Source organism: Xanthomonas sp. 3498 (genome assembly GCF_014199795.1).
Taxonomy (GTDB): Bacteria; Pseudomonadota; Gammaproteobacteria; order Xanthomonadales; family Xanthomonadaceae; genus Xanthomonas_A; species Xanthomonas_A rydalmerensis.
Window position 1 is genome coordinate 542,854 of record NZ_JACHOH010000002.1, and the last position, 26,268, is coordinate 569,121.

At 57.8% G+C, this 26,268-nt stretch carries 23 protein-coding genes and 1 pseudogene; 15 read left to right on the top strand and 9 right to left on the bottom strand.

Annotated features, from left to right (window positions below; genetic code table 11):
• The first annotated feature begins 83 nt into the window (after positions 1–83).
• The 3 genes from GGR66_RS07460 to GGR66_RS07470 all read left to right on the top strand — a co-directional run bounded on the left by GGR66_RS07460 (position 84) and on the right by GGR66_RS07470 (position 1,444).
• Positions 84–416, top strand: a complete 333-nt coding sequence (locus tag GGR66_RS07460; RefSeq protein WP_081049026.1) for a helix-turn-helix transcriptional regulator — start codon at positions 84–86, stop codon at positions 414–416.
• 114 nt (positions 417–530) lie between these two features.
• The gene (locus GGR66_RS07465) at positions 531–998 is read left to right on the top strand and encodes a hypothetical protein (protein ID WP_184447824.1); all 468 of its coding nucleotides are present in this window, start codon (positions 531–533) and stop codon (positions 996–998) included.
• A 2-nt stretch (positions 999–1,000) separates the two neighbouring features.
• Positions 1,001–1,444 carry a hypothetical protein gene (locus tag GGR66_RS07470; protein ID WP_184447825.1) on the top strand — a complete coding sequence of 148 codons (444 nt, stop codon included), beginning with the start codon at positions 1,001–1,003 and terminating at the stop codon, positions 1,442–1,444.
• Positions 1,445–1,446: 2 nt separating this feature from the next.
• Here the strand turns inward: GGR66_RS07470 and GGR66_RS07475 are convergent, their stop codons facing one another.
• The 4 genes from GGR66_RS07475 to GGR66_RS07490 all read right to left on the bottom strand — a co-directional run bounded on the left by GGR66_RS07475 (position 1,447) and on the right by GGR66_RS07490 (position 5,503).
• Positions 1,447–1,878, bottom strand: a complete 432-nt coding sequence (locus GGR66_RS07475; protein ID WP_184447826.1) for a hypothetical protein — start codon at positions 1,876–1,878, stop codon at positions 1,447–1,449.
• A 72-nt stretch (positions 1,879–1,950) separates the two neighbouring features.
• Positions 1,951–2,307: a hypothetical protein gene (locus GGR66_RS07480; RefSeq protein WP_155616489.1), complete on the bottom strand. Its 357-nt coding sequence runs from the start codon at positions 2,305–2,307 to the stop codon at positions 1,951–1,953.
• A 60-nt stretch (positions 2,308–2,367) separates the two neighbouring features.
• The gene (locus tag GGR66_RS07485) at positions 2,368–3,786 is read right to left on the bottom strand and encodes a UvrD-helicase domain-containing protein (protein ID WP_184447827.1); all 1,419 of its coding nucleotides are present in this window, start codon (positions 3,784–3,786) and stop codon (positions 2,368–2,370) included.
• Positions 3,776–5,503: an ATP-binding protein gene (locus GGR66_RS07490; protein ID WP_058360700.1), complete on the bottom strand. Its 1,728-nt coding sequence runs from the start codon at positions 5,501–5,503 to the stop codon at positions 3,776–3,778. The genes GGR66_RS07485 and GGR66_RS07490 overlap by 11 nt, the downstream gene beginning before the upstream one ends.
• 271 nt (positions 5,504–5,774) lie before the next feature.
• Between GGR66_RS07490 and GGR66_RS07495 the strand changes: the two genes are divergently transcribed.
• On the top strand, positions 5,775–6,095 hold the full coding sequence (locus tag GGR66_RS07495; RefSeq protein ID WP_255421612.1) for an EexN family lipoprotein: 321 nt from the start codon (positions 5,775–5,777) through the stop codon (positions 6,093–6,095).
• Between the two features lie 49 nt (positions 6,096–6,144).
• The gene (locus tag GGR66_RS07500; RefSeq protein ID WP_184447828.1) at positions 6,145–6,474 is read left to right on the top strand and encodes a hypothetical protein; all 330 of its coding nucleotides are present in this window, start codon (positions 6,145–6,147) and stop codon (positions 6,472–6,474) included.
• Between the two features lie 184 nt (positions 6,475–6,658).
• Here the strand turns inward: GGR66_RS07500 and GGR66_RS07505 are convergent, their stop codons facing one another.
• Positions 6,659–7,954 carry a site-specific integrase gene (locus GGR66_RS07505; RefSeq protein WP_255421613.1) on the bottom strand — a complete coding sequence of 432 codons (1,296 nt, stop codon included), beginning with the start codon at positions 7,952–7,954 and terminating at the stop codon, positions 6,659–6,661.
• 877 nt (positions 7,955–8,831) lie between these two features.
• Between GGR66_RS07505 and GGR66_RS07510 the strand changes: the two genes are divergently transcribed.
• Together GGR66_RS07510 and GGR66_RS07515 are read left to right on the top strand one after the other, a co-directional pair.
• A complete protein-coding gene (locus tag GGR66_RS07510) occupies positions 8,832–9,890 on the top strand; it encodes a hypothetical protein (protein ID WP_184447830.1) in 1,059 nt (352 codons plus the stop codon).
• A 231-nt stretch (positions 9,891–10,121) separates the two neighbouring features.
• Complete coding sequence (locus GGR66_RS07515; protein WP_184447831.1) at positions 10,122–10,583, top strand: hypothetical protein; 462 nt, start codon at positions 10,122–10,124, stop codon at positions 10,581–10,583.
• Between the two features lie 21 nt (positions 10,584–10,604).
• Here GGR66_RS07515 and GGR66_RS07520 read toward each other — a convergent pair whose 3' ends face one another.
• On the bottom strand, positions 10,605–10,988 hold the full coding sequence (locus tag GGR66_RS07520) for a hypothetical protein (protein WP_184448095.1): 384 nt from the start codon (positions 10,986–10,988) through the stop codon (positions 10,605–10,607).
• 476 nt (positions 10,989–11,464) lie between these two features.
• Here GGR66_RS07520 and radC point away from each other — a divergent pair, with 476 nt between their 5' ends.
• A complete protein-coding gene (gene radC / locus GGR66_RS07525) occupies positions 11,465–11,947 on the top strand; it encodes a DNA repair protein RadC (protein ID WP_184447832.1) in 483 nt (160 codons plus the stop codon).
• Positions 11,948–12,017: 70 nt separating this feature from the next.
• Here the strand turns inward: radC and GGR66_RS07530 are convergent, their stop codons facing one another.
• Positions 12,018–13,040: a hypothetical protein gene (locus GGR66_RS07530; RefSeq protein ID WP_184447833.1), complete on the bottom strand. Its 1,023-nt coding sequence runs from the start codon at positions 13,038–13,040 to the stop codon at positions 12,018–12,020.
• Between the two features lie 223 nt (positions 13,041–13,263).
• On the opposite strand from GGR66_RS07530, the pseudogene GGR66_RS21165 reads away from it, so the two are divergent.
• From GGR66_RS21165 to GGR66_RS07555, 6 genes and pseudogenes are all read left to right on the top strand, one after another.
• A pseudogene (locus tag GGR66_RS21165) lies at positions 13,264–13,445 on the top strand (hypothetical protein).
• Between the two features lie 106 nt (positions 13,446–13,551).
• Positions 13,552–14,235, top strand: coding sequence for a thermonuclease family protein (locus GGR66_RS07535; protein WP_184448096.1), 684 nt, complete (start codon positions 13,552–13,554; stop codon positions 14,233–14,235).
• Positions 14,236–14,350: 115 nt separating this feature from the next.
• Positions 14,351–15,001 (top strand): DUF1629 domain-containing protein, encoded by a 651-nt coding sequence (locus GGR66_RS07540; protein WP_184447834.1) that lies wholly within the window; start codon positions 14,351–14,353, stop codon positions 14,999–15,001.
• Between the two features lie 32 nt (positions 15,002–15,033).
• Entirely contained in the window at positions 15,034–17,610 is a 2,577-nt protein-coding gene (locus tag GGR66_RS07545; RefSeq protein WP_184447835.1) for an XVIPCD domain-containing protein, read from the top strand.
• A 64-nt stretch (positions 17,611–17,674) separates the two neighbouring features.
• Positions 17,675–18,955, top strand: coding sequence for an abortive infection family protein (locus tag GGR66_RS07550; RefSeq protein ID WP_255421614.1), 1,281 nt, complete (start codon positions 17,675–17,677; stop codon positions 18,953–18,955).
• A gap of 118 nt (positions 18,956–19,073) precedes the next feature.
• Positions 19,074–19,685: a hypothetical protein gene (locus tag GGR66_RS07555; protein WP_184447836.1), complete on the top strand. Its 612-nt coding sequence runs from the start codon at positions 19,074–19,076 to the stop codon at positions 19,683–19,685.
• Positions 19,686–19,767: 82 nt separating this feature from the next.
• Here GGR66_RS07555 and traD read toward each other — a convergent pair whose 3' ends face one another.
• On the bottom strand, positions 19,768–20,094 hold the full coding sequence (traD, locus tag GGR66_RS07560; protein ID WP_184447837.1) for a conjugal transfer protein TraD: 327 nt from the start codon (positions 20,092–20,094) through the stop codon (positions 19,768–19,770).
• Here traD and GGR66_RS07565 point away from each other — a divergent pair.
• A complete protein-coding gene (locus GGR66_RS07565) occupies positions 20,093–21,895 on the top strand; it encodes a MobA/MobL family protein (RefSeq protein WP_255421615.1) in 1,803 nt (600 codons plus the stop codon). The two genes, traD and GGR66_RS07565, sit on opposite strands and share 2 nt — an antisense overlap.
• A gap of 1,075 nt (positions 21,896–22,970) precedes the next feature.
• Here the strand turns inward: GGR66_RS07565 and GGR66_RS07575 are convergent.
• Positions 22,971–25,901: an AAA domain-containing protein gene (locus GGR66_RS07575; protein WP_255421616.1), complete on the bottom strand. Its 2,931-nt coding sequence runs from the start codon at positions 25,899–25,901 to the stop codon at positions 22,971–22,973.
• Positions 25,902–26,268: the final 367 nt, after the last annotated feature.

Below are 26,268 nucleotides of genomic sequence, written 5' to 3' on the forward strand. Positions count from 1 at the left end.
GGATGTATCTGCCATATTGGCAGATAAGTGCGTTAGGATGCTAGTCGGTGCAGACTTGGAGGTCAGCCCCAATTTAGATCTCCATGCCCGCATCCCTGCCTCCGAGTTCTGTCTTTGGCCGTCGCTTGCGAGCGGCCCGGCGCGTGGCGGGCTTGTCGCAAGTCCAACTGGGAGCGCTGCTGGGGATGAACGAGAAAGCTGCCTCGTCACGCCTATCCCGCTACGAGCGGGGGGAGCGGGAGCCCGATCATGAAACGCTCGCCGCGTTGAGCGATGCGCTTGGCGTGCCGCCGGCGTATTTCCACGCCAGTTCGGACGTGTTGGCCGAGGTGATCCTACTTGTCGCTCGGTTGCCTGCTGCGCGGCAGCAGGCAGTGCTGGATCTCATCAAAAGCCATTTGACCGAACCACCGTAACAACGCTCACGGTTCATCCGTAAGCAATCGGCCTGCACAAAGGCAAATTTTTGAATTGGTAGACGGTGAGCTATGACAGCCAGTGAGAGTAAGGAGGCTTTTCACCATGTATTCGTGACGCTCAAAGGCAGCGACAAGAAGCAGGCGCTGTTCGTTGATCTGACACCCCGCGACCTAAAGAAGCGGTTCGTGCGGCCCTACAAGCAAGGCAAGGCTGTTCTGCTGAGCGATCACAAGGTGGTTCAAACTCGCGACATCACCTGGACCTCGATCCGGGTGACGGTCGAGGCTGCAGAGTCCACCTTCAACAGGCTGCAAGACGCGGATCGGCGTCGCACAGATGAGCTCAATAGCCAAGGAGGGGGGGTATTTTTGATAGGTAGCTTCTCATGGGGGAACGAAGACTTGGTGGACGAAGGGTCGGACGTGACCCGGAGATACATTCACGCGCCGCCGGGTGAGGACAGCATCTATCGCAGGCTAGGCTCTTGGCTGGCCGACAACCTGGGCAAGGCCGCGATTGGTGTTCTGTCCGCGATCGCTCTTGCAGTGCTCCTGACCTGGCTGGGGCTGAAGAAGTAGCGATGGAGAACCTGCGCCAGCAGTTGGTGGACGCAGCCCTGTCATGGGAAGCTGCGTTTGGGAACGCTCCGTCCATTACTTCTGCCTTGTCCGAATACGACGCCGCCGTGTTGCTGGGGTGCTCCCTGGCTGACTACTCAGTTTGCATGCGTGGTGCGACCGCAGTCCGGAGGGGCTATGACTTCGTCTACGAAGGTCTTCGCTACCAAGTGAAGGGTAATCGGCCAAGCGGAAAGCGGGGCAGCAAGGTGACCTGGGTGCCGAAGCCGTCGAACTACGAGTGGGACCGATTGATTTGGGTGCTTTACAGCCCGAACTACGAAATGCAGGAGGCTTGGCTGTGGGAGGTGGAGGAATATCGAAATCGATTTGATAGCTTGCCGCGGCTCGGGCCAGTACATATGCGTAGAGGTCATCCATTGCTAGCGAAAAATCTATCAATATAGGGCTAGGGGCTTGGTGCGCATTTGCAAAGAATCCTCAAAGCATCATGGCTAAAAAGGAGCGCTGCGATGACGTTCGCGACATTTTCAGGTAGCGAATCTGACAGTGCCTTGGCAAGTCCGGTCATGATCGTGGATACAGGAAGGTTGGTCTTTTTGCAGTAATCAAATTGCCTGCAAATAATTATTTCAAGTTTGGCCCCAAAATTTTTTGCATCTTTGATGTATCTTGAAACCTGAAGTGTGACCTGGCGCTTGAAAGCGTTGTAGTCCAGCCAATCCATATTTTTTATGTAGCTTGGATTGCTAATTGCTTGCTCCCATGTGGGCGAGCGGTTTGAAATCTTTAAGCGTAAATCGGATAATTCCGACCATTCGCGCAGTAAAATTAAACAAAGCTCAAATTTATTGAGGCGAATCAGTTCTTCGATTTTCATTTTTCGTGGTCCGATTTAAGGTTTACTGATCGAGTTGGGTGCGGCGAGAATGAGTGTCTGTATGTATTTGCTTTAATCGGCAAGTTCCTCCCAATGGGTGTTCCATTTAAGAACAGTTTTGCCAGAGAGACTTTTGCCGGCGGGTGTGTAGATTTTTTTGAAGCGTTTGCCTTGCCATTCCACAACTTCCTTGGAGCGTGCTTCAGGAAAAGCCTTGTCTAATAGGGAGTCCCGTTGTTCGGTCGGGGTGCGCTGAAGGATTCCTGCTTCTTTCAATGTCGACTCTATATCTGAAAGCCTCGCTTTGGCGGTCTCAATGTCGGCCCGAAATTTGTTGGGGTTGTTGCCCGAATAAGCACTTCGCTTGGATCGAAGTAGCTCTAATGCTTCCTTTGCTTTTGCATGATCGTCAAGGGTGTAAGTTGTCATCTTTAGATGCCTTGCTATGAAATTAGGTGGAAGGTCTGTTTTGAGGACTCTAGGATGGGCCTAACGTGGCTTGATGACAGGGCTTGAAGAGCAAACGACTATGGATTTGGCTCCACGTGTGAGAGCGACATAGAGGTGCTGCGCACTCATGGTTTCTGGTTCGAGAATGATTGCCACATCTGCTTCCAATCCTTTCAACAAAAGAGTGCTTCCAACGGCCCGCCTGGCCATCGGGGAGCGAGAGTGCCGGTTGCGCTCTCGTGCATGTAGGACGGCTGCCAAGAGTTCTCGTTCCCCACGGATTACGGACTCCATTGCAGATCGACAACATTGAAGCATTTCTGGTCGATACACGCGGGTTTCAGCACAGCTTGCTAGTGTGTTGATGAGGTGCAAGGCACGCCCGATCGTCTTCTCGTTTTCGAAGGAAATAGCGGCTGCCTCTATGGGGGTCGGAGGGTTTTTTGCACGACCGCTTCGCAGACTGGCAACTCGAGTAAGCAGATTGGGGGCGCTAACACCGGTCATCATTTCGGCAATGAACTGAACGAGTATTTGAAGTGCGTTCTCATCCCCAAGGTCAAAGCCTCTGGCGAAGGAAATTAATTCGGGAAGGTCGACTCGCTCAACAACCATTGCACCTGGCGTCTGACTGGTGAGTAGGTGGCGACCTCTTACATTCATTGAGTCGCCGATAATCAGTACCGCTCCTTGGGTTCCCGGTGCGTTGGTCCTTGCTGCCATCATCCGCTGAGTGGCCTCGTTACCTGCGGTGAGCTGGATCCATGTCAGCTCTGGCGGAGCCGTGCGGAGATCAATGCTGCCGCCTGCCTCCAGAGCCATGCGTGCGCCCAACAGCCACAGTCCCAGCGGCTCCGTGCCTGCATTGCGCCAGCGCCAAGGGGTCCCAAGTGCGCCGAAAGGGACAAAGAACGGCTGCACGTCTGTGCGCCAGTCCACCAGTCGATTGTTGCCAAACCCAAAGATCGCTTGCATCGGGTCGCCCAATACGCACGTGGGCAACATCGCAGCTAGGGCGCGGACCAAGGCGTGTTGGACGGTATTGCAGTCCTGATATTCATCTACCCACAGGCGGTCGTAGGTGGCGGTGACTGCCTGGAGCAGGTGGCCAGCGGTCAGGAGCGTGAGAGCGGCTTGCCGGATGGCGGGGTAGTCGGCGCCGGGGTTGCTTAGTTCCAAAAGGTCCGCTGGATGGCCGCTGCGCGCAGGGAACTTGCCGATGAGCCGCATGGCGAACCCGTCGATCGTTGACAGCCGGTAGGCCGCGCTAGAGATTTTCGCTTTCTTCAGGCGGGCGCGTAGGGCGGCCACTCCTGCATTGGTGTGGGTCAGGATCAGCACGGGCTTGCCTTCAGGCTTTCCAGCCAAGGAAGCGGTGATCAGCTCCGTCTTGCCACATCCGGCAGGAGCGGTGATGGAGCCGCGCTGGATGGCTAGGAGGTCGATCTCAGGGAGCACGCATGAACCCCCATAACTTATCGATTACCGATTTGAACCCACCTTCTGCATCTGCGTAGCCATGAGAAACGATGTTCACGACAATGTCTTGGTAGGCTGTTAGCGATTTGAACCATCCGCTTCCACGAATCCGTGAGGCTGCACCCAAAAGCTCTCGCGTTTCAGTCGAGTAGTTTGTTGCCGGTCTTTGCGCCTCAATGGCAGCCAGCGTCCATCGGCCGTTGGATCTGGTCTGGATGTGCTGATTCATCAGTTCTTCTCCGACCAACTCTTTGGCCTTGGTCAGGAGCGCATCAATGGACGTGTCGGGCAGATGGCGGAACAGCTCGTCTTCCAAGGCAAGCCCTGGTCGCCAGGTGACGAAATCTCCGAGATTTGAGGTGTAGTCCTCCGCCACCCCCGGCTTGGCGTCCTTGTCTGCGTCGATAAAGACCAAGACCCGGTAGCCCAGACCCATCAATGCCGCTGCACGAGCGAAGGCATTGTCAGGGGAGCCACCTCCAGCGTTGACGTAGGATCCCCCTAAGGCGAGGAACGATGTCCCGCCAGTCGCCATGGCCCACTGATCTAAGCCGCGGACAAAGCCCACTTCGCTGGCGCCTTCGCAAACGATGATCGACTTGGCCAGGAAGGCCTCCGGATCCGTCCGCAGGGTGCTTTGGACCTCATCCGATGCTCCGGCTAACCAGACCCTGTGAAGCTCGAAATAGCGGCGAACAACGAAGAGTTGATGACCTGACAGCTCGCGCAGGGCAACTGGGGAGTGGGTCGTTAGGAACGCTTGGACTGGAGGGCTGGTGTCCTTCGCTCCCAGCGAGTCGAGTAGCCGCATGAGACGGTGGGGCTCCAAGCCGTATTCGACCTCGTCGACCAAGGCGATGGGGGCGGCTGTCGCGGCCGCGCGCTGCAGGCCTGCCACCAGCAAGCGTGAGGACCCGGTCCCCAGAGAGCGCAGGGGGACGCCCTGTTCGTCATGAAGAGCGATGGCTCCCTCGCCGATGGAAACCGCGTGGGCATCCAGCAGGGCTTGAGGGGCTGCCCCAACTGACACACCCAGACTTTGGGCGGTGGTCTGCACGACAGCCAGCGTCGCGGCCAAGTGCGGGGTGGCCTGTGTGCCAAAACTCGTGCGAGCTTCACGCCCAGCAGCGGCCAACTGCGCGCCCAGCTCGGCCTTGTCTTCCGTCAATCGGTTCAGGACCGATCCCCGGCTCCACGATAGGTTGGAGGCCGCAAATTGCCCGATTCGCGCCGGAGCGATGAAGGTTCGCTCCTTCCAGGGCAGGCTTCGCTCGATGCCATCACGACTGGCACGATCGGAGAATAGCGACCAAGTGGGTTCAAGGTCGGCGTTGACCACTAGTTGAAGTGTCAGCACAGTTTCCCAACCCACCTTTGGCTCGTCCTCAATCGTGCCCGCTGTTGGATCGAATCCGCGAAGGAAATCGCCGTATAGATCGATATCCATGAGCGAGGGCGGCAGTTCGCCTATCGTGATTTTGATGGAGAGCGGCGCGGCGACGCTGAGGCCGTGGAAGTCCACGTCGCCAAAGGTCACCGCACGGCGAGCACCCAAGCAGAGATCGATGGCGTCCAGAATCGTGGACTTGCCGCTGTCCCCAGGTCCAACAAGGCAGTTGATGCCCGGAGAGGGAGCCCAGTCCAGTGATTGGATAGAACGGAAGTTGCGGATTGCAATGTGGCGAACGCGAGGCATACCATGTCCTTGGTTAGAGATTAGCTGCACAATCCGGAGGGGCGCAGATTGCCGTTACCTCTTACCGCGCTCCATGGAGCCATGCTATCTCTACGCGTCCATAGGGGCCATTGGATTGGTAGACGAAATATCAGAAGCTGTACTGTCGAGTCGTTACCATGTCGGTCGAATTGAAGCGGTCAAAGGCCTGTAAAGGGTGTCGGCGATCCAGAGCTGAATTGATATGGAAATCTTCGGTCGGTGGTCTTTTATATGGTCTGGATCGTCGTCCATGTCGACGATTCGGTATGGGTTGGTTGTTCCAAAATGGGAGGCAGAAGTCATGCGGATCCAGTCATGCGTGGTAAGCGTGGTGTGCGGCCTTGCGTTAAGCAGTCAAGCACAGGCTGCTACGCCGAAGACGGTGAGCTACTACTCTGAGCACGGTGAAGAAAGAAGGGTGGTTCTGGCTCGTTGTCGCGACAACCCTGGCGAGCTTCGAGACACGCCGGATTGCGTCAACGCAGAAAGAGCGGATGCTAAGAAGGCCTTGGCTCGCCGTGGGCACTTGGAGCTCAAGCCATTAACCGCTGAGGATTTTAAGAAGCCATGATTGTTGGGCGTTGCGCTTAAGCAACGCGCTGACAAATTACAGTAGGGGCATGGCTTCCTTGACAACCCCAGATGGCCGCTACCTCATCGTCCGTGGACGCCTCTGGCGCACCGCCAACCCGGCTTTGAGTGACCAGGAACGTGAGCGCTTGGTCCACGAGCTGATGGATGCGCGACGGGCGGTGAAGGCGGCAAAGGCCGCCGGAGGCTCGGATGACCTCGCCAAGGCTCGACGAGCGGTGAACGCCGCCAAGGTGGGACTCGGCGAACGCGGGCCGGTTTGGTGGACGGACGGTTCCAAAGACTTCAATCGCCACCTCGTCCGCAACACCCCCTACGCGGAGTGGTTCAACAATCAGGATGTCGAAGAGAACGACTGATTGGATATGGCGCCCAACAGGGCGCCACTCGGGCGAAGCAGCAACTGAGCACCACGGGTAGAACTTGCTCATACCGGCCGAGCACAAATCGAACGGACCTCGCCGGCCGATTCACGAACGCATCAGGCTTAAGAAGCAGCGGCGTTCATATGAGAGCGCCGGTGTGCTCTGCCAATAGCATCAATCATGGATAGAACTTCGCGTCTTTGCCCAACTGCTTCTTGAACTGGCCTCGCTCATATTTCGGAAGCGCTACCGGTGGGTTGTATCGTTGCAAGGCAGCTACCTGGCGGGTCCGCTCTTCGGGGTTCTCCGCGGTTTGATAGAGGTTCAACACAGGGAAGCGATTGTTCTCGGAGTGCCCCGTAATCGTGGCAATGTCCTCCTGGGGAACCCGGGCATGCTTGAGTTTGGTGGAAAGCGTGTGGCGGAAGGTATGGAAGCCAAGCCCTTTGCCAAAGCCTAGCGTCTTGAGGTATGCGCTGAACTGGATGACCAAACCTTGACTGTAGCGCGCATTGGTTTCACCTGACGCCTCGCAGGCACCCGCAGACAGATGGGGGAATAGCCGAGGATGGCCGCACGCCTTAATGTCCTCGATGAAGTCGAGAAAGCCGGCATCGAGCACCGCTTGATGGATGGGAATCCGCCGGAGAGCCGACGCTCCTTTTACTGTCTGGCGGGTTTTGAAGTGCTCGTTGCCTGCCAAGTCGTCGTCGACCGTGAGTTGGATAGCGATACACCAGATGCCGTTCTCGTTCACGATGTCGTGGAGCTTGAGTTGTGCGAGCTCGTTGACACGCGCGCCGCTGTAAAGCGCCAAGATCGGGCACCACCAGCGATGGGGCCACTTCTTTGCCCAAGCGATGAACGCGTCTGGATCGAAGATCTTTTGAAGTTCGGCTTCCTCTAAGAATCGCTCGGCTTTCTTGCCACGGTTTGGATCGGTCACCAGGCTCTTCTTGATCTTCCCCATCGCTGCCATGGGGTTTCCAGGAATGGCGCGGGTAGCCACCAGGCGCCGGAAGAAGTTGGTCAGGCAAAGGTTGTGCTTCTTGAGCGTGGCGTGGGACACGCCTTGCACACCGGTGGATCGGCCTAGTGCAATCACCTCGTCCACGGTCATCGCGCGCAACTTCGGATCCTGGAGCACAGCAGACGGGGCCCATCGCAAGAGATCCCACAGGCGTTCAACGTGTGTGTGGTCAATGTGAGAAACGGGGATGTCGCCGCACGCCAGTAGCAGCAAGTTCAATGTCCGGGCATAGTCCTTGACAGTGGCGGACTTCAAGTGGCGCCGACGCTGATGCTTTGAGAAGTCGCCGATCTCTATGGACAAGAGTCGCGCAGGGCTGCCGGGCGGCAGTAGCTCAGTGTATCGCGTGCCGTGTTTACCGCTCCGGATGCGAGCCGTCTTGTTCATGACCATATTGATAAGGTCCTGAGCGTTGAACGCTCCTTCGCGGTCGAAGATGGTCATTTTTCCGAACTTGACTCGGCCTATCTGGAGGCTATCCAAGACCAAGCGGCCGCAAGGGGCATCAATGTAATTGCGGAGAATATCGATCGAGGGATGTGTCACTGGTTGGCTTCCATTGTTTACAATGGAAGTACAGATACGACGGGCTGGCCAAACGTCAACAAAAATTGAGTGGCTTTTTACGTCCTTATGCAAACTCACCGGGCTGCTAGGTCGAGCCATTTACTCGTTTGCGGATCAAAACTATTTCGTTTGGCGAAACCTGGGAGCAGCAAGGTTTTAAGGCGTTAATTGCTCGTGGCTAAATTGTCATAACTATACTGTATAAAAATTAGAGGGCGATTGAATGGCTAAAATAGCCTAACATGCATATGAACGCCAGATAAACGTATTGATTTCCATGTTAGGTTAACTTGACAGCTTTAAGGCTGAGGCGCACCTTGATGGCGCTGGCCCTTCTCACGCAGGAGTATAGGTATGCCTATCAAGCCCGGTCCAAAGCCCATCGCCAAATCAACTGGAAAGCCGGATCAGCGCCGTCGAGACAACAAGGAAACGCCCGGTAACACGCCTGGTCTCAAGCCTCACACGCACAAGAAAGGAAGCTGAGGCTTGGAGCTATCCTGGGAGGGTGCTGGCTAATGCACCCCTCAGGGTCGCGACAGTTCAATGTGCTGGATTCTCAGTAGTGCCTGGAAACTATTGGCATGTTGGTGAATCGCCCGAGCTTGGGGGAGCCGGGCGGCTCCGATCGCCAGAGCTAGAGGGTCATCAAAGCGCTGTCGGAGTGGGGCAAGCATGCATTGAAGATGCTCAGCCTGAGGTTCAGAGTTTTCCAAGGTTTGGCGGCACCTCCCATGACGTCTCGAACCCGACCTTGTATTTCCTGAGCCAGGCTTATCATCAAACCGCGGCACGATGGCAAGCAATGCTGCTGGCATGTGCCGCTAAGGCGAACTGCGCCTGGGATGCCTTCTCAGTAATTGTGATTGAACTTGGAGCGACATGGATGAAAGCTGCTGCCGGAGTTGACTGGGGTAAATGGATCCCCGCCAAGAATGAATGGACTAGGCGCACAGCGCCCATGGTGCTGGCGATCGTCTTGGATCGTTTGAAGAACAATAAGGGCCCGATTTCATATGGCGCGCTTGCTCTAGAGGTGTTCCGGCGCTTTGGCGAGCCCATTCAGGCCAACAAGCGGAAGTATGGTCACCCGTTGGGTGCTTCTGCTAGAGCTGCCATCGAGATTGGTGCCCGGCACGGCTTGAAAGTGCCTGCGCTGAGCGTAATCGTTGTGAGAGAGGATATTGGTTACGCGGGCACGGGCGTGGATTGGTTCGTGAAGCGGCTCCACGGTCAAAAGCTTGACTTAAAGGATCCCGTGCGCCTTAAAATTCTGGATGCTGAAGCACGACGTGTGCGAAAATTTGGCGTTGAGCAATGGGGAACGTTGGAAAGGCTGCTCGGGTTATTGCCTCTGCCGAGCCAAAGACGAACTAAAAAAGACCTGGGGTTGCCATCGAAGGTCGGTCGCTACGGAGGCGGAGAGAGCGAAAAGCATAAGGCACTGAAATGCTGGGTTGCCGAGAACGTGGGGAAGTTCAAGGAGTTCGGGCACTACACGAAAGGTAGGATCGAAGAGTTCCTGCAATCCGGTGATAGCGTGGACGTCATGCTGGTTGGGCCATCTGCCAGACTGGCGGTGGAGGTCAAGGCAAGTAACGCGAGCGAGGAAGAGCTCAAGCGCGGCATCTTTCAGTGTGTCAAGTATCGAGAAACGCTTGAAGCCGAGGCTCGCGTGTACCCGCAATTTATGTTGCCAGGTTCATCTGTTCTAGTATCGACAAAGGAGCTTTCTGTAAGAAACCAGGCTATTGCCGACATGCTATCGGTCCCGTTCCTTAAGGCTCCGCGGTCAAGTGAACGGCATCGTTAAACATCCGCGCTGACATTTCGTGTTGTTATTAGCAATACGCTGACTAGTCGGATAAAATTGAGTGACTGGAATTTAATATAATATAAATTTTAGCTATTTTAGCTATTTTAGCTATTTTAGCTATTTTAGCTATTTTAGCTATTTTAGCTATTTTAGCTATTTTAGCTATTTTATTTTGATTCTGGGATGCCAAAGTCTGTCCTTCGAAAAACTGCAAAGGGAGTTGCGAACATGGATCACTTTGAAGGCGTGGTGCTCGACTATCTGAGGGCGGACCGAGCGCTGTTCGTCAACAGCCAGTGCTGCATCCAACTCAACGAGGGCGCCAACCCAGACACCAGCGGCCCGCATTGGTATTGCGACGCGGTGGCTGTGAGCTTCAAGGAGCGGGCCGGCTACCTTTGCGAGATCACCTACGCAGCCCGGGCGCCTTCGCTCTTGGCTCGGTTGAAATCTTGGAACGAACATTGGCCTGGAGTTAGGACGGCGCTGGCTCGCGATAGCGGCGTCCCGCTGGATTGGATAGTCAGGCCCTGGCTCTTTGTCCCTGAGGCTCAAGCCGAACGGCTGCGCGCCAGCCTGGCAGGGTTCGGCAACCTTCCAAGTCCCCGCATCACTTTCCTTGAAGACGTCGTGCCCTGGCGCTATCGCTCTTGGGATCGGGGTGCTTACCAAGACCCAGCCGAGCAATGAGGAGCCAGGCATCTCCTGGGCCTAACGGCCGCCCTGAAATTTGAAGGTGAAGCGGGCGGCGGACGCGCCGGTCTCCCCACCAATGGGCACGGGCGTGGCGTCGACCAGCGTCAACATGCCATCGGCAACCGGGACCGGGACGCCCAGCGTGAGGTCCAACTCCTTGGACCAGCCGCCACCGAGCACGGTCGCCCTAACGACGAGCCGACCCGCCTGGATGCATTGAACGTTGGCAGGGCAACGGCTGTCTTCGATGACGCGATCGGGACGCACCCTGGGGCCATCAACCGCCGCAATCTCTCCCAGGTGCACAGGGCCTTCAATGGGATGGCTCGCGACCGGATTACTTGCCGCGCACCCTGCAAGCGATATCGCCACCAGCGCCGTAAGTGCCTGCGCTCTCATCCAAAAGGCCAGAGAAGCTTTTCGTTGTTTGGTTCGCATGGTTGGACGCGTGTCGGAAGATGGTCCGAGTGTCCCATAGCTCTGCAATGCAATGCTGAGATGCGCGCCAGAGACTATCGAACTTGAATGCTGTGGGCATGAGCACTCTCAGTGAGCGGTCGCTCACGGCAGCAGCGAGCCAGCAGTCGCCAACGTGTGCGAGGACGGTGGGCAAGAGTTGCACGCACGCAGCACTCAAGCCCCCTTGGCTTTTCAATCGCGGGCAGGGGAGCCGCACATCATTGCTCTCCACCAGCGCTGGGCCTCTTAAAGGGAATCCTAGCTCCGCTGTCCCGACCGCAAGGGCAGGCCTCCTCCACGTTGTTCCGGCCCTCCGCTGCGCGCCGCAAGCGGTGCTCACTCTCGGGTGCGGTCGAGCCTGACGCTTCGCCTGCCGGTTCCCACGAGGCGCACAACGCGCTGGTGGAGAAGAACCGATGAAGCGCAGCACCAAAGACCGCACGGCCCAATACCAACTCCAGATGGACGAAGAAGGCATCCTGCTCGCCGCCGCCACTATCCTGGAGCAACGCCTCCAGCGGCTGGGCCGCATCGACAGTCCCGAGCAGGCCGGCAGCTACCTGATCGCCCGCTGCGCCCATCTGCTTCACGAAGTCTTCGGCGTCGTCTTCCTTGACACCAAGCACCACGTCATTTCTACCGAGCACTTGTTCTCCGGGACCATCGACGGCTGTGAAGTCCACAGCCGAGTCGTCGCCAAGCGCGCCCTGGACCTCAACGCTGCCGCCGTCATCTTCTTCCACAACCACCCGAGCGGGAACCCGGAGCCGAGCCAAGCCGACCGCCAAGTCACCGAGCGCTTGAAGCAGGCGCTGAGCCTCCTCGACATCCGAGTCGTTGACCACTTGGTCATCGGTGGCAAGCAGCACGTCAGCCTCGCCAGCAGGGGGTGGGCATAGCCCCCCCTTTTCGCCCTAAGAACAAATGGACTGCTGACACCTAGTGAGACTACGGGTAGAAATAGGTCCACTACTCGTAATGCTTTTCACCGGAAATCCCAAACATCAAGTCGCCGTCCAGAACTTCAAAAGGAATCACTAGTTCTTCGCCAGGCTTGCGTGGAAGGGCGGGACCATCATGTGGTGCATTCTTGGTGTGGCCGCGAACCTTCTCACCGTTGTCCTTGACATAGGGGAGGACAACAATACGGCCATAGTTCGTCGAGTAAATTTCGCCTTCGAACCAGAGGGCTTCATTGTCCTCACTATCAGAGCTTCCGCTTCGTTCTTTTATGATCCAACCAACCTGGCCTGCAGCTTCATACCAAAAGACGTATGGCCCCCAGGCAACTGCTCGGATGCCTCGTGAAAGTGCATCGGCGAGGATCGCGCGGACACCTTCAGACATAAGGATCTTGTTGGCGTCGGGCAAAAGGATGCGACGAATCTCCGCTTTTGCTTTGCCCCAATGAATAAATTCGGAGATCCCGAAGCCGTTTGCTATACGTGCACGGGATACGCACTTGATGCCTGTGCGGGTTGGCCAGAATGGCTTAGACCAAGAACCATCTTCAAGTCGCTGAACAAAGCGCCAGGCTCTTGCTTGACCTACCAGCACCGAATGAACGTAGGGGTAATTTGCAAGGAAAGCGTTTATTTGTTCTCGATACTTCTCGCTATCCGGGTGTAGGCGAAGTTCGCTAGGGATGAACGCCTGTAACGCCGCACCGCGATTCCTCGCTTGGTCGAGCATCAAAAGCTCTTCCTGCTCAAGGCGCTGCTTAGATTGTTGGGCCTTCTGTGAACGGAGAAGCATTGAGATGCGCCGAGCGGAGTCTGTCAAGCCATTTATAGCGGCCACGAATAGATCATTAAGCAGCGCAGCACGCTCTTTTGCCTCGGCTCTACTGGAAAACGCCCTAGCACCGATGTCAGGTGTATCGTCTGGATGGTGCCGTCGCCACTTTGGCGCCTGGCCGCCTTTGGCTTCAAGCACTTGAACGAACCACAAGTCATAGTAGGGCTCGAAAACGATGCTGGCGGCGATGAGCATGTGCGCGCGACCACGAATTTGGCGAAGTTGGTGCAGATTATGAACCTAATGCCGATGTCGTTTCGCGCTCGTGTCGGATTCTTCGACACCATCTGGTCATGGTGGCCGGCAGCACGTCAGCCTGGCCAGCAGGCGAGGTATAGCCCGCTTCACCTATGCGGTTTGCGGAAGCTAGACTGCTTAAGTAGATGCATTTCCAAGGAGCAGGAATGAAGGTGTTCACGTGCATGGGATTGTGTGGGGGACGGCAAGCGTCCCGCATTGCCGGCTGAAGCCACAGTCGAATGCGAGAGCGAAGAGGGTATCGCCGATGCCTTGAGCGATGCATGCGGCTGGCTTGTGAGTACCTTCGTTGTCGTAGAGGAGACTGACGGCGGCCAAGCCAGGGACGCAGGTCTGAGTTGAAGGGTTTTCGACTTGTCGGCGTCACTTCCCACTTGCGCTAGAGTGTCGGACCCTGTTTGAACTGGCGCTCGCGACCCGCGCGTACGCTTAGAGGAAGTCGTTGTTGATGGTGTTGAAAGGTCTGGTGGTTCTGCTGTTGGCTTTTTCTTCGGTTCCTGGCGTGGCTGCAGAGCTGGTCGGCCGCGCGACCGTCACGGACGGCGATACCCTCACCGTGGCGAAGCAGCGCATCCGCCTGTGGGGCATCGATGCCCCGGAAAGCGCCCAGCAATGCACCACCAAGGACAGGCGCTCCTGGCCCTGTGGCCGGCGTTCCGCCGCCGCGCTGGACGGCTATTTGCTGGAAAAGACCGTTCGTTGCCAGCCCAAGGACACCGACCGCTATGGGCGGGTGGTCGCGGAGTGCTTCGTCCAGGGGCAATCCGTCAATCGCTGGATGGTGCGCTCGGGTTGGGCGGTCGCGTATCGGCAATACGCCACGGCGTTCATCGCTGACGAAGCCGACGCGCGCCAGCACCAGCGGAACCTCTGGCAAGGGCCCTTCCAGATGCCCGCCGACTACCGGCGCGGCAAGCGGGACCAGGCGGCCCGCCAGACTCCGGTGGCCATGTCACCCGTGTCCAGCGGCTGTCGCATCAAGGGCAACATCTCCCGTCAGGGCAAGAAGATCTACCACGTGCCCGGCCAGCGGGACTATGAGCGCACCAGCATCGATCTGAGCCGCGGCGAGCGCATGTTCTGCAGCCCTGAAGAGGCCATGCGGGCAGGGTGGGAGCCGGCAAAGCGCTGACAGTTTTTGGTGGGCTTTGAGGGATTGCGCATGCGCCCTTTTGTCTGCCCAAGTCGGCGACCGGAGCGGTAGACTCTGGCCCTGGTGAGGTGGAGGCCATGCCCAAGTGGACGGGATGCAACGCGTGAAAACAACGATGACCAATCAGCCCCAGTCAGGTGCGTTCTACATGTTCATATCAGACATGGAGAGTAATAGGCCGCCTTGTGGGGTTAGGTTCGACAACCTCCGTCGGCTGCATTCGCCGCCCCGTGTGATCTTGCGTCCGCAAGAAGGTGGTTTTCCTTCACTGCTTGAGCAACCACAGATGACCTATGACCCCAGCGCGGGTCCCGAGCCTCGTGATTTGGAACCTGGGTTTGGGGGCTATTGGCTGGTTTCCGAGCGACTCCACAACGTCATGTGCTCAGTCGATCCAAGCGCCTTCGCGTTCGTTGAGGTGGACTACCGCCTGGCCGATGGTACCAAGGGGTCGCGCCGCTTCCTGTGCGACGTTGTTCGAGAACTGGATGCCTTGGACGAAGCATCATCGCGGCTGAAGATCGAGGTCGATGAGGAGTTTGTGCGTGGCAAGTTCTATTACTTCGGCGGGGGAGCTGGCCTTGCATTCCGGCGTGAAGTTCTAGGGGATTCGCACGTATTTCGATTGCCGTTCAATCCGTCGGTGTTCTGCGATCGACAGTTCAAAGAGGCACTTCACAACGCTGGCATATCTGAAGACGCAGAAGTCAGCGGCATCTCTTTCATTGACGCATCGGATCTCTGATCTCATAAGCTGACAAGGACGGAGCCCATATTATGGCAGGTAGGCCCCTCTTCCAAGGACACCACGGCCTCGATCAGAAGTCGTTTGAGAGCGATCCTCTGTTGAAGGTGCTTGTGGATAATGGCCGATTCCATAAGGATTGGCCCACGAATCTGATCAATTTGCCCAGCGACAAGGCGTTTGCTCACGCCATCGGTGTTCCGCCGCACTCTGGCGGTCCCATCAAGGACTATAACTTAGGTGTGAACTATGTTCTTCAGCGCATGGCTGCCACGAAAGATGGGCAGGCAGCATTGCTTGGAGATCCGGATGCCCTAGATCGAGTTGCCCTTAAGGTGCATCGATTGAGCGACACCGTGCAGGTGGCGCTCATCAATGGCGACTTGCGGACCAACAATGCGCTAGGGGAAACGATGGACCAAACGCGGGCTATCACGCAGGCGTTCTATCGTGACCCAAACGGTTATGCTTTTCAGAACCAAACGCAGTTGGACGCACATGGCAAGGCAAGTGCCAATGCGCGCCAATGGAGCCCGGTGACGCACAATGAAGGTCGCATTGTCTCGACCTTGCAGCACTTTCAGAGTTCGGGAAGGTCGCTGCTGAGGGGCGGTGACCTGGACTTCCAGCGCAACAGCCTATTCCAGGCTATCGCCGACGCTTACCACGACGGCCGCTTGACCATGTCGCCAGGTGGGGTGGCGGTGGTCGAAAACACACTGGGAGAAGAGGCCGCAAATAGTCTCCGCGTGCCGCGAGGACAGCGTGGCGAAGTCGCTATGCAGTTGTTGATGGGCGAAGCATCGGCGCGCGGCCTGACTCGTGCCGGCGGACTCCTGGCGACGGGGGCCGATGCGGTGATGACTGCCCGCACGGCTTCGGCGCTGATGGAGCAGGGCAACACCACAGCCGCGCAGTCGGAAGTTCAGCACGCCATTGCCCGCAACGCGGGTGGCTGGGCCGGCGGCGCGGCCACCTCGGCCGCGCTGGGCAGCAGCAGCGGGTTTGTGCCTGCGGCGCTGGTGGTGGGCGACGCGGTCCTGATGAGCAAGGCCTTCGACAAGGCCGTGGACCTGAAAGAGAACCGAGACATCTTCCACCAGACCGACAAGGCCGGGGTGGACTGGCAGTTCAACGGCCGCAATTGGGAGCGCCAAGGCCAACTGCAAGAGGGGCAGGGCAAGGCCGTCGAGCAAGACGTGGTCGCCAGCTATACCAAGTCCCAGGAACTGGGCGCGATGGCCAATGCCAAGGCTGTTGAGTTTGCCTTGGGCAAAGCGCCCCCGCCGCAGGACCCGTTCAATTTGCCGGCCCGGCCCGGCGATCGGATTGGGTTGGACAACCAAAATTGGCATCGCAATCCGGACACGGAGAAGTGGGAGCGCCAGGTCAAAACCGGCGTGACGGGGGCGGATGATCGCGGCGTCTACGAGCCGCAGATCGCGAACGCAGAGCAGACGCAGCGCCTGAATCAGGAGGCTCTGTCCCGGATCGAGAGCAACATCGCCACTGGCCGCGAGGCCATTGCCCAGGCCTACCTGGAAAGCCATGCCGCCCAGCGCGGGCAGGACTACGGAGTGGGCGTTCCTGCCGCCGTGGAAAGTGCTCGTGCCCAGCAAGACCGGGTGCAAGGCCACGATGGCCAGACCTACCAGCGCAACGAGGCCGGGCAGTGGCTCGGCAAGGACGGGGTGGCCGCCGGCAACCTGGCGGCGGAGCTGGAGCTCACGAACCAGATGCGCCAGCCATCGCTGGAGCGCGCTCAGGAGACGCTGGCGGCCATTGAGGCTCGCCCAGCGCCCACGGCGGCGCAGATGGAGCACAACGAGCTCCTGCATCGGTATCGAGCCGCTGGCGTCGACCTCAACGCGCAGGAGCACAACCTGCAGGCAGTGGAACTCGCCACGCAGCGGACAAAGGAGGCCGAAGGCCTAACCGGTCCGACGATTCAGAAGTTGAAGCCCAACGAGCAGGGGCAATACAGTTACGACAGTCCGATCGCACACTACAAGGTCGGCCAGGACGGCGTGGCCCATCAAGTGGCGGTAACCACTTCCGAGGAACTGCGCCAAGCCAAGGCCGAACTGGGCCAGCCCGCCATGGCACACGTGCCGACATTGGCGACGGTCTCGGTGACCGCGCCAAGCCGCAGCAAAGAGCTGGAGGCCGAACCGGCGCAGGAGAAGGACGCGAAGAGCCCGATCCTGGCCGACAACCCCGCGCATCCAGACCACTCGACCTACCAGACGATCCACTCCTGGGTCAGCGGCACGGGGAACTGGAACGAGGAGGAGAGCCGCAACGTGACGGCGGCGCTCTATAAGCAGCAGGCTGAGGATCCGCTGGTGAAGCGTGTGGACCGGGTCACCGGCGCACTGGGCAAGGACGGGGCCGAGAACGTGCTGGCGGTCTACGCGCCGTTTGGCGACAAGCTACCGATCTTCCATGCTCGGGTGGATGGCAGAGAAGCGGCCCAGCAGCCGGCGGAGCAGAGCCTGCAGCAGGCGGAGGTCATCAAGCAGGATCAGGTCCGCCAGCAGGCGCTGGAGCAGACTCAGCAACAGACTCAGAAGCAGGAGCGGGAGCAGGGGCCGCGGATGACTATGTAGTCATAGGGCAGGATTCGGCTGCTTACGCAGTCTTCGCAGGCAATGCTTATTTGGATGAGTTGAGATGTTGGCAAGCCCTATCGACGATCAAACGCTGGAGCGGTGCCTAGGCGCTGCATACGTCCTGCTCCAGGAAAGTGGGCGTTCAGACGCTGCGGACCTTCTTCGCACTTCTAAGGCCACCATCCAGCACGACACGTCCGACAGCTGGAACGGTGGCACAAACTATTGGAACGTCATGCTCGAAGTCCCGGCGCCGGAGTTCGCGCGCTTGCGTCCCAAGCTCAAGGACGTTTGCGAGCAAATCACCGAGGCATTGAGTGAAGCCATACCACCCAATGGCCATGACTTTTTCACTGCTCGATTGATTCCCATCGTGGGACAGGATGAAGATTGGAGGGCAACATCACCGGTGGCCATTCCGCGCACCGTCCGCCGAAATATCTTGGACGGATTGCGCCTGGATCAGGTGAGCGTGTTCGGTGCACTGGACGATACCGAGTTCCTGAGCCGAATCTATGAGCTTCGGCGTCTGCCTTCATATGACTCGCGCTACAAGGACGCTGCCGGGGACATCTACCAGCATCGAGTCAACAACTTCGATTGGGACGATTATTGGATTTTTGATGACGACCGTTTCCCGTTGCTCGACGGTCCCGCGGACACCTTTCTGCGCTTTCTCACGGAAATGGTTCACCCTGTTGTGCGCCCAGATCGCGAAGAGGCTGCCACGATCGTGGAACATCTCAACGATCAGTTGCGGCAAGCCGGTTGGCAGTTGGTGGAGGTCGAGCGTATTGCTGGGCGCGCCCGGTATGAGCCACGGCCACTGACGTCAAATGACCATCGAGCATTCGAGCGGGGGCGTTCAGCGGCCGACTCCTTGGACGCAGGCGCTATCGCCAAACAGATTCAGCGAATGGAATACGCGGTGGAAAAAGATCCCGAGCTAGCCATTGGCAGCGCCAAGGAACTGGTCGAATCGTGCTGCAAGACTATCTTGGGCAAGCTGGGTGTGGAGATCGGTAAGAGCGACGACATGAACGACTTGGCCAAGAAGCTGGCCAAGAGCTTGGACCTAGTTCCCGAAGGCATTGACGATCAAGCTAAAGGTGCCGATTGCATCAAGCGAATTCTGAGCAACTTGAACCAGATCGCTGGCAACCTGGCCAACCTGCGACGGCTTTACGGCACCGGCCACGGGAAGGATGGGAAGCATCGGGGTCTCCAGCCGCGACACGCCAGGTTGGCGGTTGCTTCCGCCGTGGCATTCGTGGATTTTGTCACTGAGACCTACCGGGATCGCCAAAAGAAAGGAGCTGCGTCATCATCCGCTGATTGCTAGCTTTTTCTTGCAACGCTTACAGCGTCTACGACGTATAGACGAAAGCTGGACTAAAGAGATAGGGATCAGGGGGACGTTTTGAGTGTAAAGATGGCCTTGGCTTTTAGGGGGAAGGTGTATGACATTGAAGCTGTATATTCAGAATGCCAAGCGGCGCTTGGATATGGTCAGATGGGTTATACAAAAGGCAAATGCCTTTCCTCCCGAGGAAAGTCGTGATCGTATTGCGCTTGCGTTGATTCAGGCTGCGCTCGGAGATGCTGTTGCGATAACCGTGTTGCTTGATCACTCTGAAAAGGAGCCTTTGGCTGGACCTGCATTGACCCTTTTGCGCCCATTGAATGAGAAGTTGAAGCGTGCGTCATGGGCCTTTGCCGCAGAAGATGAAGCTGTAGTTACGGCTTATCAGAAAGACAAGTTTCCAAATGGTGATGTTATGGTGCGCGTCATTGAAGCAGTAAATCCAGAGCACGATCTCTTTACGCGCTTATTTGAAGCGTCGCCGAGAATGGTCCATGCGTTCGTGCATGGGGGGGCTGGATTAATATCTGGTTACATGGGGGATAGTACCGTAGGAGGGCGGTTTTCCTCAAAAGCTTTGGCTGCAGCTCTTGAATACATAGGTGACCTTGCCGTCGAGGCCGGGCTGCTGTCCATAGATATTTTGGCGAAGTATGATAAGGATTCAGCTTTTGAGGCGATGGAGAAATTGAACACCGCGATCCGGTGAGGTGTATGAAGTCATGATGTAAGAAGTATGTGCTGATGAAACCTATCTCTATGCAGGCACAACATCTGTACTGAAAACCTAATCAGTGCCTGATTTGGCTATCTTCTGCGCCTGCCATTGTCAGGCGCGAGGCGCCGCGCGAACGTGCTTGGTTACGAATGTCGTGGTCATTGCGGCTTTCCATATGGCTCAGTAGCGTGCCGACCAACTCAGCATCTTCCAGTGCTTCCGCGCCAGCCAGGAACACAAGCTCTGCGACCCTCATTCGTCGCTTGGTTTCTTCGCGGCGCTGCGTTTCCTTCGCTTTCACCGCCAGGCGCTGGCTCGCTAAAAGTTCGCGCGCTTGGAGCTGAGCCAGCCGTTCGGTGGCTCTCTGGATTCTCTGGTGGTAATGGGTTGGTTCGGTCATGCTTTTCTCCTATGGATGCTTACGAGTCAACCAAAGAAATGGCTCGCGTCAAGCTTCCGCAGGATTGAAAATTTTGGCCCCAAGAAATTCAAAAATATCTGAAAAACAAGGCTTAAAAGCAAGAAGTAAAAGCGCACATAGGCAATATCTTCGACATTGCGTGCGCAAAGGGCTGCGCCCCTTGGACCCCAAGCGCGATGCGCTTGCCAAAGCCAAAAGCCGAGGCATAAAGAGCGAAGTCCACTTCGGAGTTCGCATGGCCATTTACCACTCTCGTATCAAAACCTTCAGCCGTTCCCGCGGTGACTCATCGGTCGCCGCCGCTGCCTATCGTGCCGGTCTGCTCTTGGTCGACCATCTCACAGGACGCCGCCACGACTACCGCCACCGTGGCGGTGTCGTGGAGACGATCTGCCTCGCTCCCGAGGGATCGCCCGACTGGGCCTTCGAGCCCAGTGAGCTCTGGCCGGCCGCCGAACTCGCTGAAAATCGTAAAAACTCGACCGTTGCCCGAGAGTTCGAGGTGGCATTGCCCCACGAACTGGATGAGTCACAGCGCTCCGAGCTGACCGCCGCCATCTCGGAGGCGCTGGTGGGCCGCTACGGGTTCGCGTTGCAGGCGAGCGTCCACGCACCTGGGACGCGGGATGGGCTCAACCATCACGCGCACATCCTAGCCACCACTCGAAGAATGACTCCGGAGGGCCTTGGAGACAAAACGCGCGAACTCGATGGAGGGGTATCTGGGCGCAGTGAAATCGAGTGGGTAAGGGCGACCGTGGCCGAGCTTACCAATGCCCATCTTGCAATGGCGGGCATCGAATGCCGCGTCGACCATCGGCGCCTGGAAGTTCAGGCAGAAGACGCCATGCTCCGCGGCGACCTGGTCGAGGCTATCGCCCTTACTCGGCAGCCTACCCAACACGTGGGAAAGAACGCCAGCGCTCTCGAACGCCGCGGAGTCCATACAGACCGTGCGGCTGCCAATGAGCGCATCGTCGAGGAGAACAATGCCGCGTTTGAGAGAGCCATTCAACAAGCACAGCTAGAAGGGCGCGCCGTTGCTACGCCGCCAGGTTACAGCGCAGCGCAGGCCGCTCGGGAGCGCCAACGTTCCAGCAAGGCCTATCGCTTTGGGACCGGCCTTCAGATTGAGGGGATTTCCGGCATCCGGTGGAGCGAGTTGGGGTCGACGGACCCAAGCACCAACTCTCAAGACGGCGAGTCTTCTCCCGCCTCTGTCGAGGCGCTTGTGGACGAGGTTGCCCTGGAGCTCCGCGATGTGTTCGCGTTGAGGCCTACGCTATGCCTTCCAAAAACGCAGCGAGTGGTCAATCACTGGGTATCCAGCCTTTCTTCGTTGGTGGACGGGCCGGAGCTCAGACGCCACCTGTGCGCAGTGATTAACCGACTGCAGCAGCTGCGCCGAGGCCTGACCACTTTTGCCAAGCGGGCGGCCGCGGTTACCCGAGCTGAGAAGTTATTCCACCTGGCAGACCATGCTTGGGAACAGTTCAATGTCAATCGCCCTCCTTCTCTTGAAGGTTGGCTGAACTACGACTGGGAAGCGCGCAGGGGGCGCCGGCTGGCAACCCTAGACAAGCGGGCAACGGAGCTGAAGCAAGCCAGGGCTGGCGCGACGGATGAAGTCAGGGTGTACTGTGAGGCCGAAGTGCAGCGTCGAGCCGAAGCGTTGGAGAACCAGTGTTCGGAACTGCTAGTTCAGTGGAACATGGAAGAGCAGCCGACAATGGAACCTGAAACTGCGCCTGCGCCTCAGAAGCTGCGTTTTCGTCGATAAGGTCGATAGCTACAAAAAGCCCCGCATCTGCGGGGCTTTCCATGACCGTATGATGGGCCGGATCATCTATCGGAAGGTAGGACCTTTTCGAGGACCCGCCTCCGGCGGCTCCGGCTTCTTCTTCGCCCGGTTCGCGCGCCATTCTTCTATAGAAGTAGGCATGAGGGGCAGGGTATTCCGGTCAACAATGGAGCGGCGCACTGCGATCGGTGGACGAACAGCGAAGTCGGGGCGAAGGGCAGGGGCTGCAGGGCTGCTTGGCCCCCCATCGACAGAGGGCTCCATAACCCGCGAGACTTGCAGCAGTGCGCCGGCAACATCCCATGCGTGTTGGACATCCTCCATGCGGTCAGGAAGCTTCCGGGTTTGTTCTTGCTCGAGCAGATGCCCCAGCAGGTTGGATGCAATATGGAGTTGGAGGGATGGCATGAACGCTCCTTGGCGCAGTTGAGAGATCTCCATCCAAGCAGCTATTTGCAAATCAGCAATACGCTTTCATGTGTGCCTATTCACAATAATTAAATTCCGTTCTTGCGGATGTGCCGAATCGCTATTTTCCTAGGCAATTAGCTCGATTTTTATCCTGTTGCAGCTCCTGCAATCCCGCCAAGGACACTGGCAAGAATCGGGTGTTCAAGTAGTTTGGCCAACCGAGACTTCGCTTCTGTCTTTTGGTCTTCTGAGGCGTTCGAGGCCTCAATGGCATACGCCAGTGTCTGGACTGCCCCGACGACGTTTTGTGTGTTGTGATCCCCAATCTGGATTGAGTGCGAGCCTTGGATTTTGATGGTGTGCGCTCGCGGCTCTTGCGCAGGTGGAGTCCCAATTTTTAGTTGAAAATGCGGCCCAAAGTCACCGATGAAGGTTTGATTCGCTTATCTTTGCGCGCGTTCCTAGAAGCAAGCCATGCATTCATACCGGTGTGCTCAGCTGGCGAGCAAAGCAGGCCGGCAACGTCGATGAGTTCCAGGGATTTCTTTAGGCTCTTAACCCGTAGCTCCTGGGGCACACCAGGGTGATGCATGGCGGAAGCTGGACGAAATCAATCGCGCAGGCCAACTCTCAAGTGCCTTGCTCAACGCAGCTTTAGATCTAGTGCACTGAATTTCCCGGCGCCAGCCCATAGTGAGCGGTTACCAATCACGTAAACCGCTTCCTTCGCCCTGGTGACCGCGACATTGAGCAGGTTTGGCGTCGCGCCAGCCCATTGGCGAGCACCATTTTGGCTAGGGTCTGGCGCCCCCAGAACGATGATGACTGCCTCCGCTTCTCTGCCTTGGACGGTATGGACGGTGCCAATTCGCTCGGATGGCCAATTGAAGGCATTGTCCACCCAGCCTTGCAAGACGCCGTCCTGCTTCACGAGTTGTCGAAGACCATCTTGAACAGCAACAAACGGTGTGACGATGTAGAGATCAGGAAGAATCGCATTGTTTCGCAAGGTTCTTAGCAAGAGCAGAAGGCGCTGGCCTTCCTCTGGCGAAAACTTGTCACGCGCACTCCCTTGCACATCTATCCAATGGGAGCTGCCCAGGACATCTCGAATGCTCGACCCCTTGGTAGGCTTCGCCTGGACCATCAAGCCGCCATAAGCAATCCTGTTGGAAATGTCGAACATCGGCGAAGCGCAACGACGGTGGACGAGGAGGGGAGATCCCACCGTCCGGAATCCGCCGGCTGTATCGAACGTGGCGCAATAGTCGCCAGCCTCGTCGGCCAAGGTTTGAACCGATGCATTCGGGGCGCCGAATTTGTCAGGGTCGGCATCAAACTCGCGAAGCACGGCGGCGGTCAGCGCGTCAGGCAGCGGAACAACTGGCTCGACTTGCTGCGGATCGCCGACGACCACTGCTCTCTGACATCGAAGCAGGGCACCTACGGCTGCTTGCGGCGTTGCTTGCCCTGCTTCGTCCACCAGCAGCCAGCCAAAGGTCTCCTGCGGGAGGCGTCCCAACATTCGCTCGACGGAGGCAAAAGTCGTTGAAATTACCGGCACAACTAGGAACAAGCTGCTCCAGAGGTCTCCGCTCAGGTGCTGTCGGTCTGGTGGGATGTTGAAATTTCCTCCCACCAGGGCGTTGATGTTATGGAGAATGGGCTTTGCTGCCGCGTCGATGAAGGCCCGATGCACTTCCATGGCTGCTTCAAAGACTTGCATCCGAAGCTTCTGTAGCTCAGTGTCTAACCAGGGCACGGCCAGCTGCTTCTGCTCGTGCGGCAATGAAAGGAAATGCTCGTCCAGCGCTTGAGCTCCAGCGCCGATTTGCACTTCACAGCACAGCTGCTCCGTCGCTTCGCGCTTCTTGCGAGCCTTTTCGAGCTCTTGGGACGCAAGCACTGATTGCTGGCTGGCAAGCTGGGATAATCCATCTGCGCTGTGTTGGGCCTCTGCAGCGCGGTTCCTCGCTCCCTTCGCAACTTCAGCTTGATGCCTGAGAGGCTCATGCGTCGCTTGCCAAGATTTGGCGGACGGTGCACCGAAAAGACGCTTTAGACTAAAAAACCTCGGTCGCGTCTTCGCATGTTCGGACAGTGAGGCCTCACACTGCTGCAGCGCCAAAGCAGCGGTCAGTGCATCCCGAACTAGGGCAGCAAGCACCGATTGCGCTTGGTTGGCATGACTGGAAGCATCCAGATGTTGTTGGTGTTTTTCCTTTTCATCGGCGTGAAGCTTTGGTAGTTCGATCAGGGCTCTTCGCAAGCTCTCCAGCTCGGATAGACGTGTGGAGCAGGCTTTGGATAGTTGCTTGAAATGCTTTCGAGCATGCTCCCAGCGGTCTTGGGCTTCTTTCGGGGTAGGCGGGGCACCGCAAAGTTCGGCAAGGCCTTCGGGAGACCCTTCCTCACGCGGTGCGATACCGCTGACCTGCTTGAGGTAGCGCTCAAGGGAGCGTGGCGAATCTCCCCAAAATTTCTTTCGGAACGCAGACCGATTGGATGCATTTCCGAGGACCGCTGTCATCAATCCCCATGCCTCGCGGTCCAATAGATCAGACGCCAAGGGCGCGAAATAACGGAGGGGCGAGTCGCCGGGGATCGCTTGCAGCGATGGCATCTCCGCGCTGACGTTCTCCACAGCCTTGTTGTTCGAGCTGGCGACGATCATCTCGAATCCTCGCAAGCTGGCATCCAGTGCGTGAAGCTCCTGCGTCTCTCCCTTGGCTCTCTTTGTCCAACTCACCTTAAAAGCTTGGTTCGGGTCGGTGAACGCGCACATGGCCGAGGCCCGGCGAGTCAGTAGATCCGCCACGATGTCCCGCAGCAGGGTGCTTTTCCCCGTCCCAGGCGGGCCGTTGACACCCAAAATTCCGGGGCCGCCCGACAAACGCCCGGCCGAGTTGACGGCAGCTTGCTGCAGCAGGGCGGGGGTGTGCGATGCGGGGGTGGGCCATCTACCGAGCGGCACATTGGCTGGAGCCAACGAAGCTTCCAGTGCGGCATCGTCTTTTAACAAATCCCTTTGTGCTGCTGGCTTCTGGCTGCCCAGATAGAGAGACAACGCTTTGGGGAGATCGCCCCTGCTGGCGATCTCCCGGGCCTTGACCAAGTCGCGCAGGTAAAAGCTATTGAGAAGAAGCGGGTCAGGAACAATCCGCAACGTGTAATAGAGGTACTGGGCGACAGCAAATGTCGGGCCGCTTACTTGGTGTTCGGACAACCCGAGGGTGTCTACCAGCCAGGAAAAGGCGCGTTGTAGCGCTTCCCACGTCAGGGGAACTGGATTCTCTGTTGATGAAACGCCCAACTGCTTGGTGAGGCCGTCGATCAGCCGCGGTTCTTGTTGGGGCCAGGCAGCCAAGTCCTTGAGCGACCCTCTCAGAGCGACAGGCAAGCCCCACCCAAAGGCGGATAGCGAGACGGGTGCCTCTCCAGCCAGGACTCCTTCCTTATCCACAAGCAACGAGGCAAGGACAACATTAGCTTTGACGCTCGGGCGCTCAATACGGGAGTCTTTGAAGCGATCGATCAGTGCAGCGAAAGCGGGCGGGGCAGGAATGGTCGCCAAAACAACATGGAAGTAGATCTTTTGCTTGGGTCGCGAGCTCGCAGGACCTCTATCCCAGGGCAGGCGGCCATCGCTGATAGAGACGATGGCGCGGTCCCCCTTCGCTAGGTCGGTAGGACGGTCATACGTTTGCGGTGACAAGACCTCCAACGCAGACCATGCAGCGAGCACATCCTTGGGGCGATTAGCATGAGATGTTGGGGGGGGTGCCACGTCGGACGGAGCCAGAGGTGGAGACCAAACCGTGTCCCGGTCTCCAGTGGCAACTTCTGGGCGCGGCGGGGGCGCCGGACGTTCTCGCGCAACCTCCGGGCTCAAGCGAGTCAAGGTCTGCATGACCTCGATTCCCAATTCTTTGGCTCGAGCC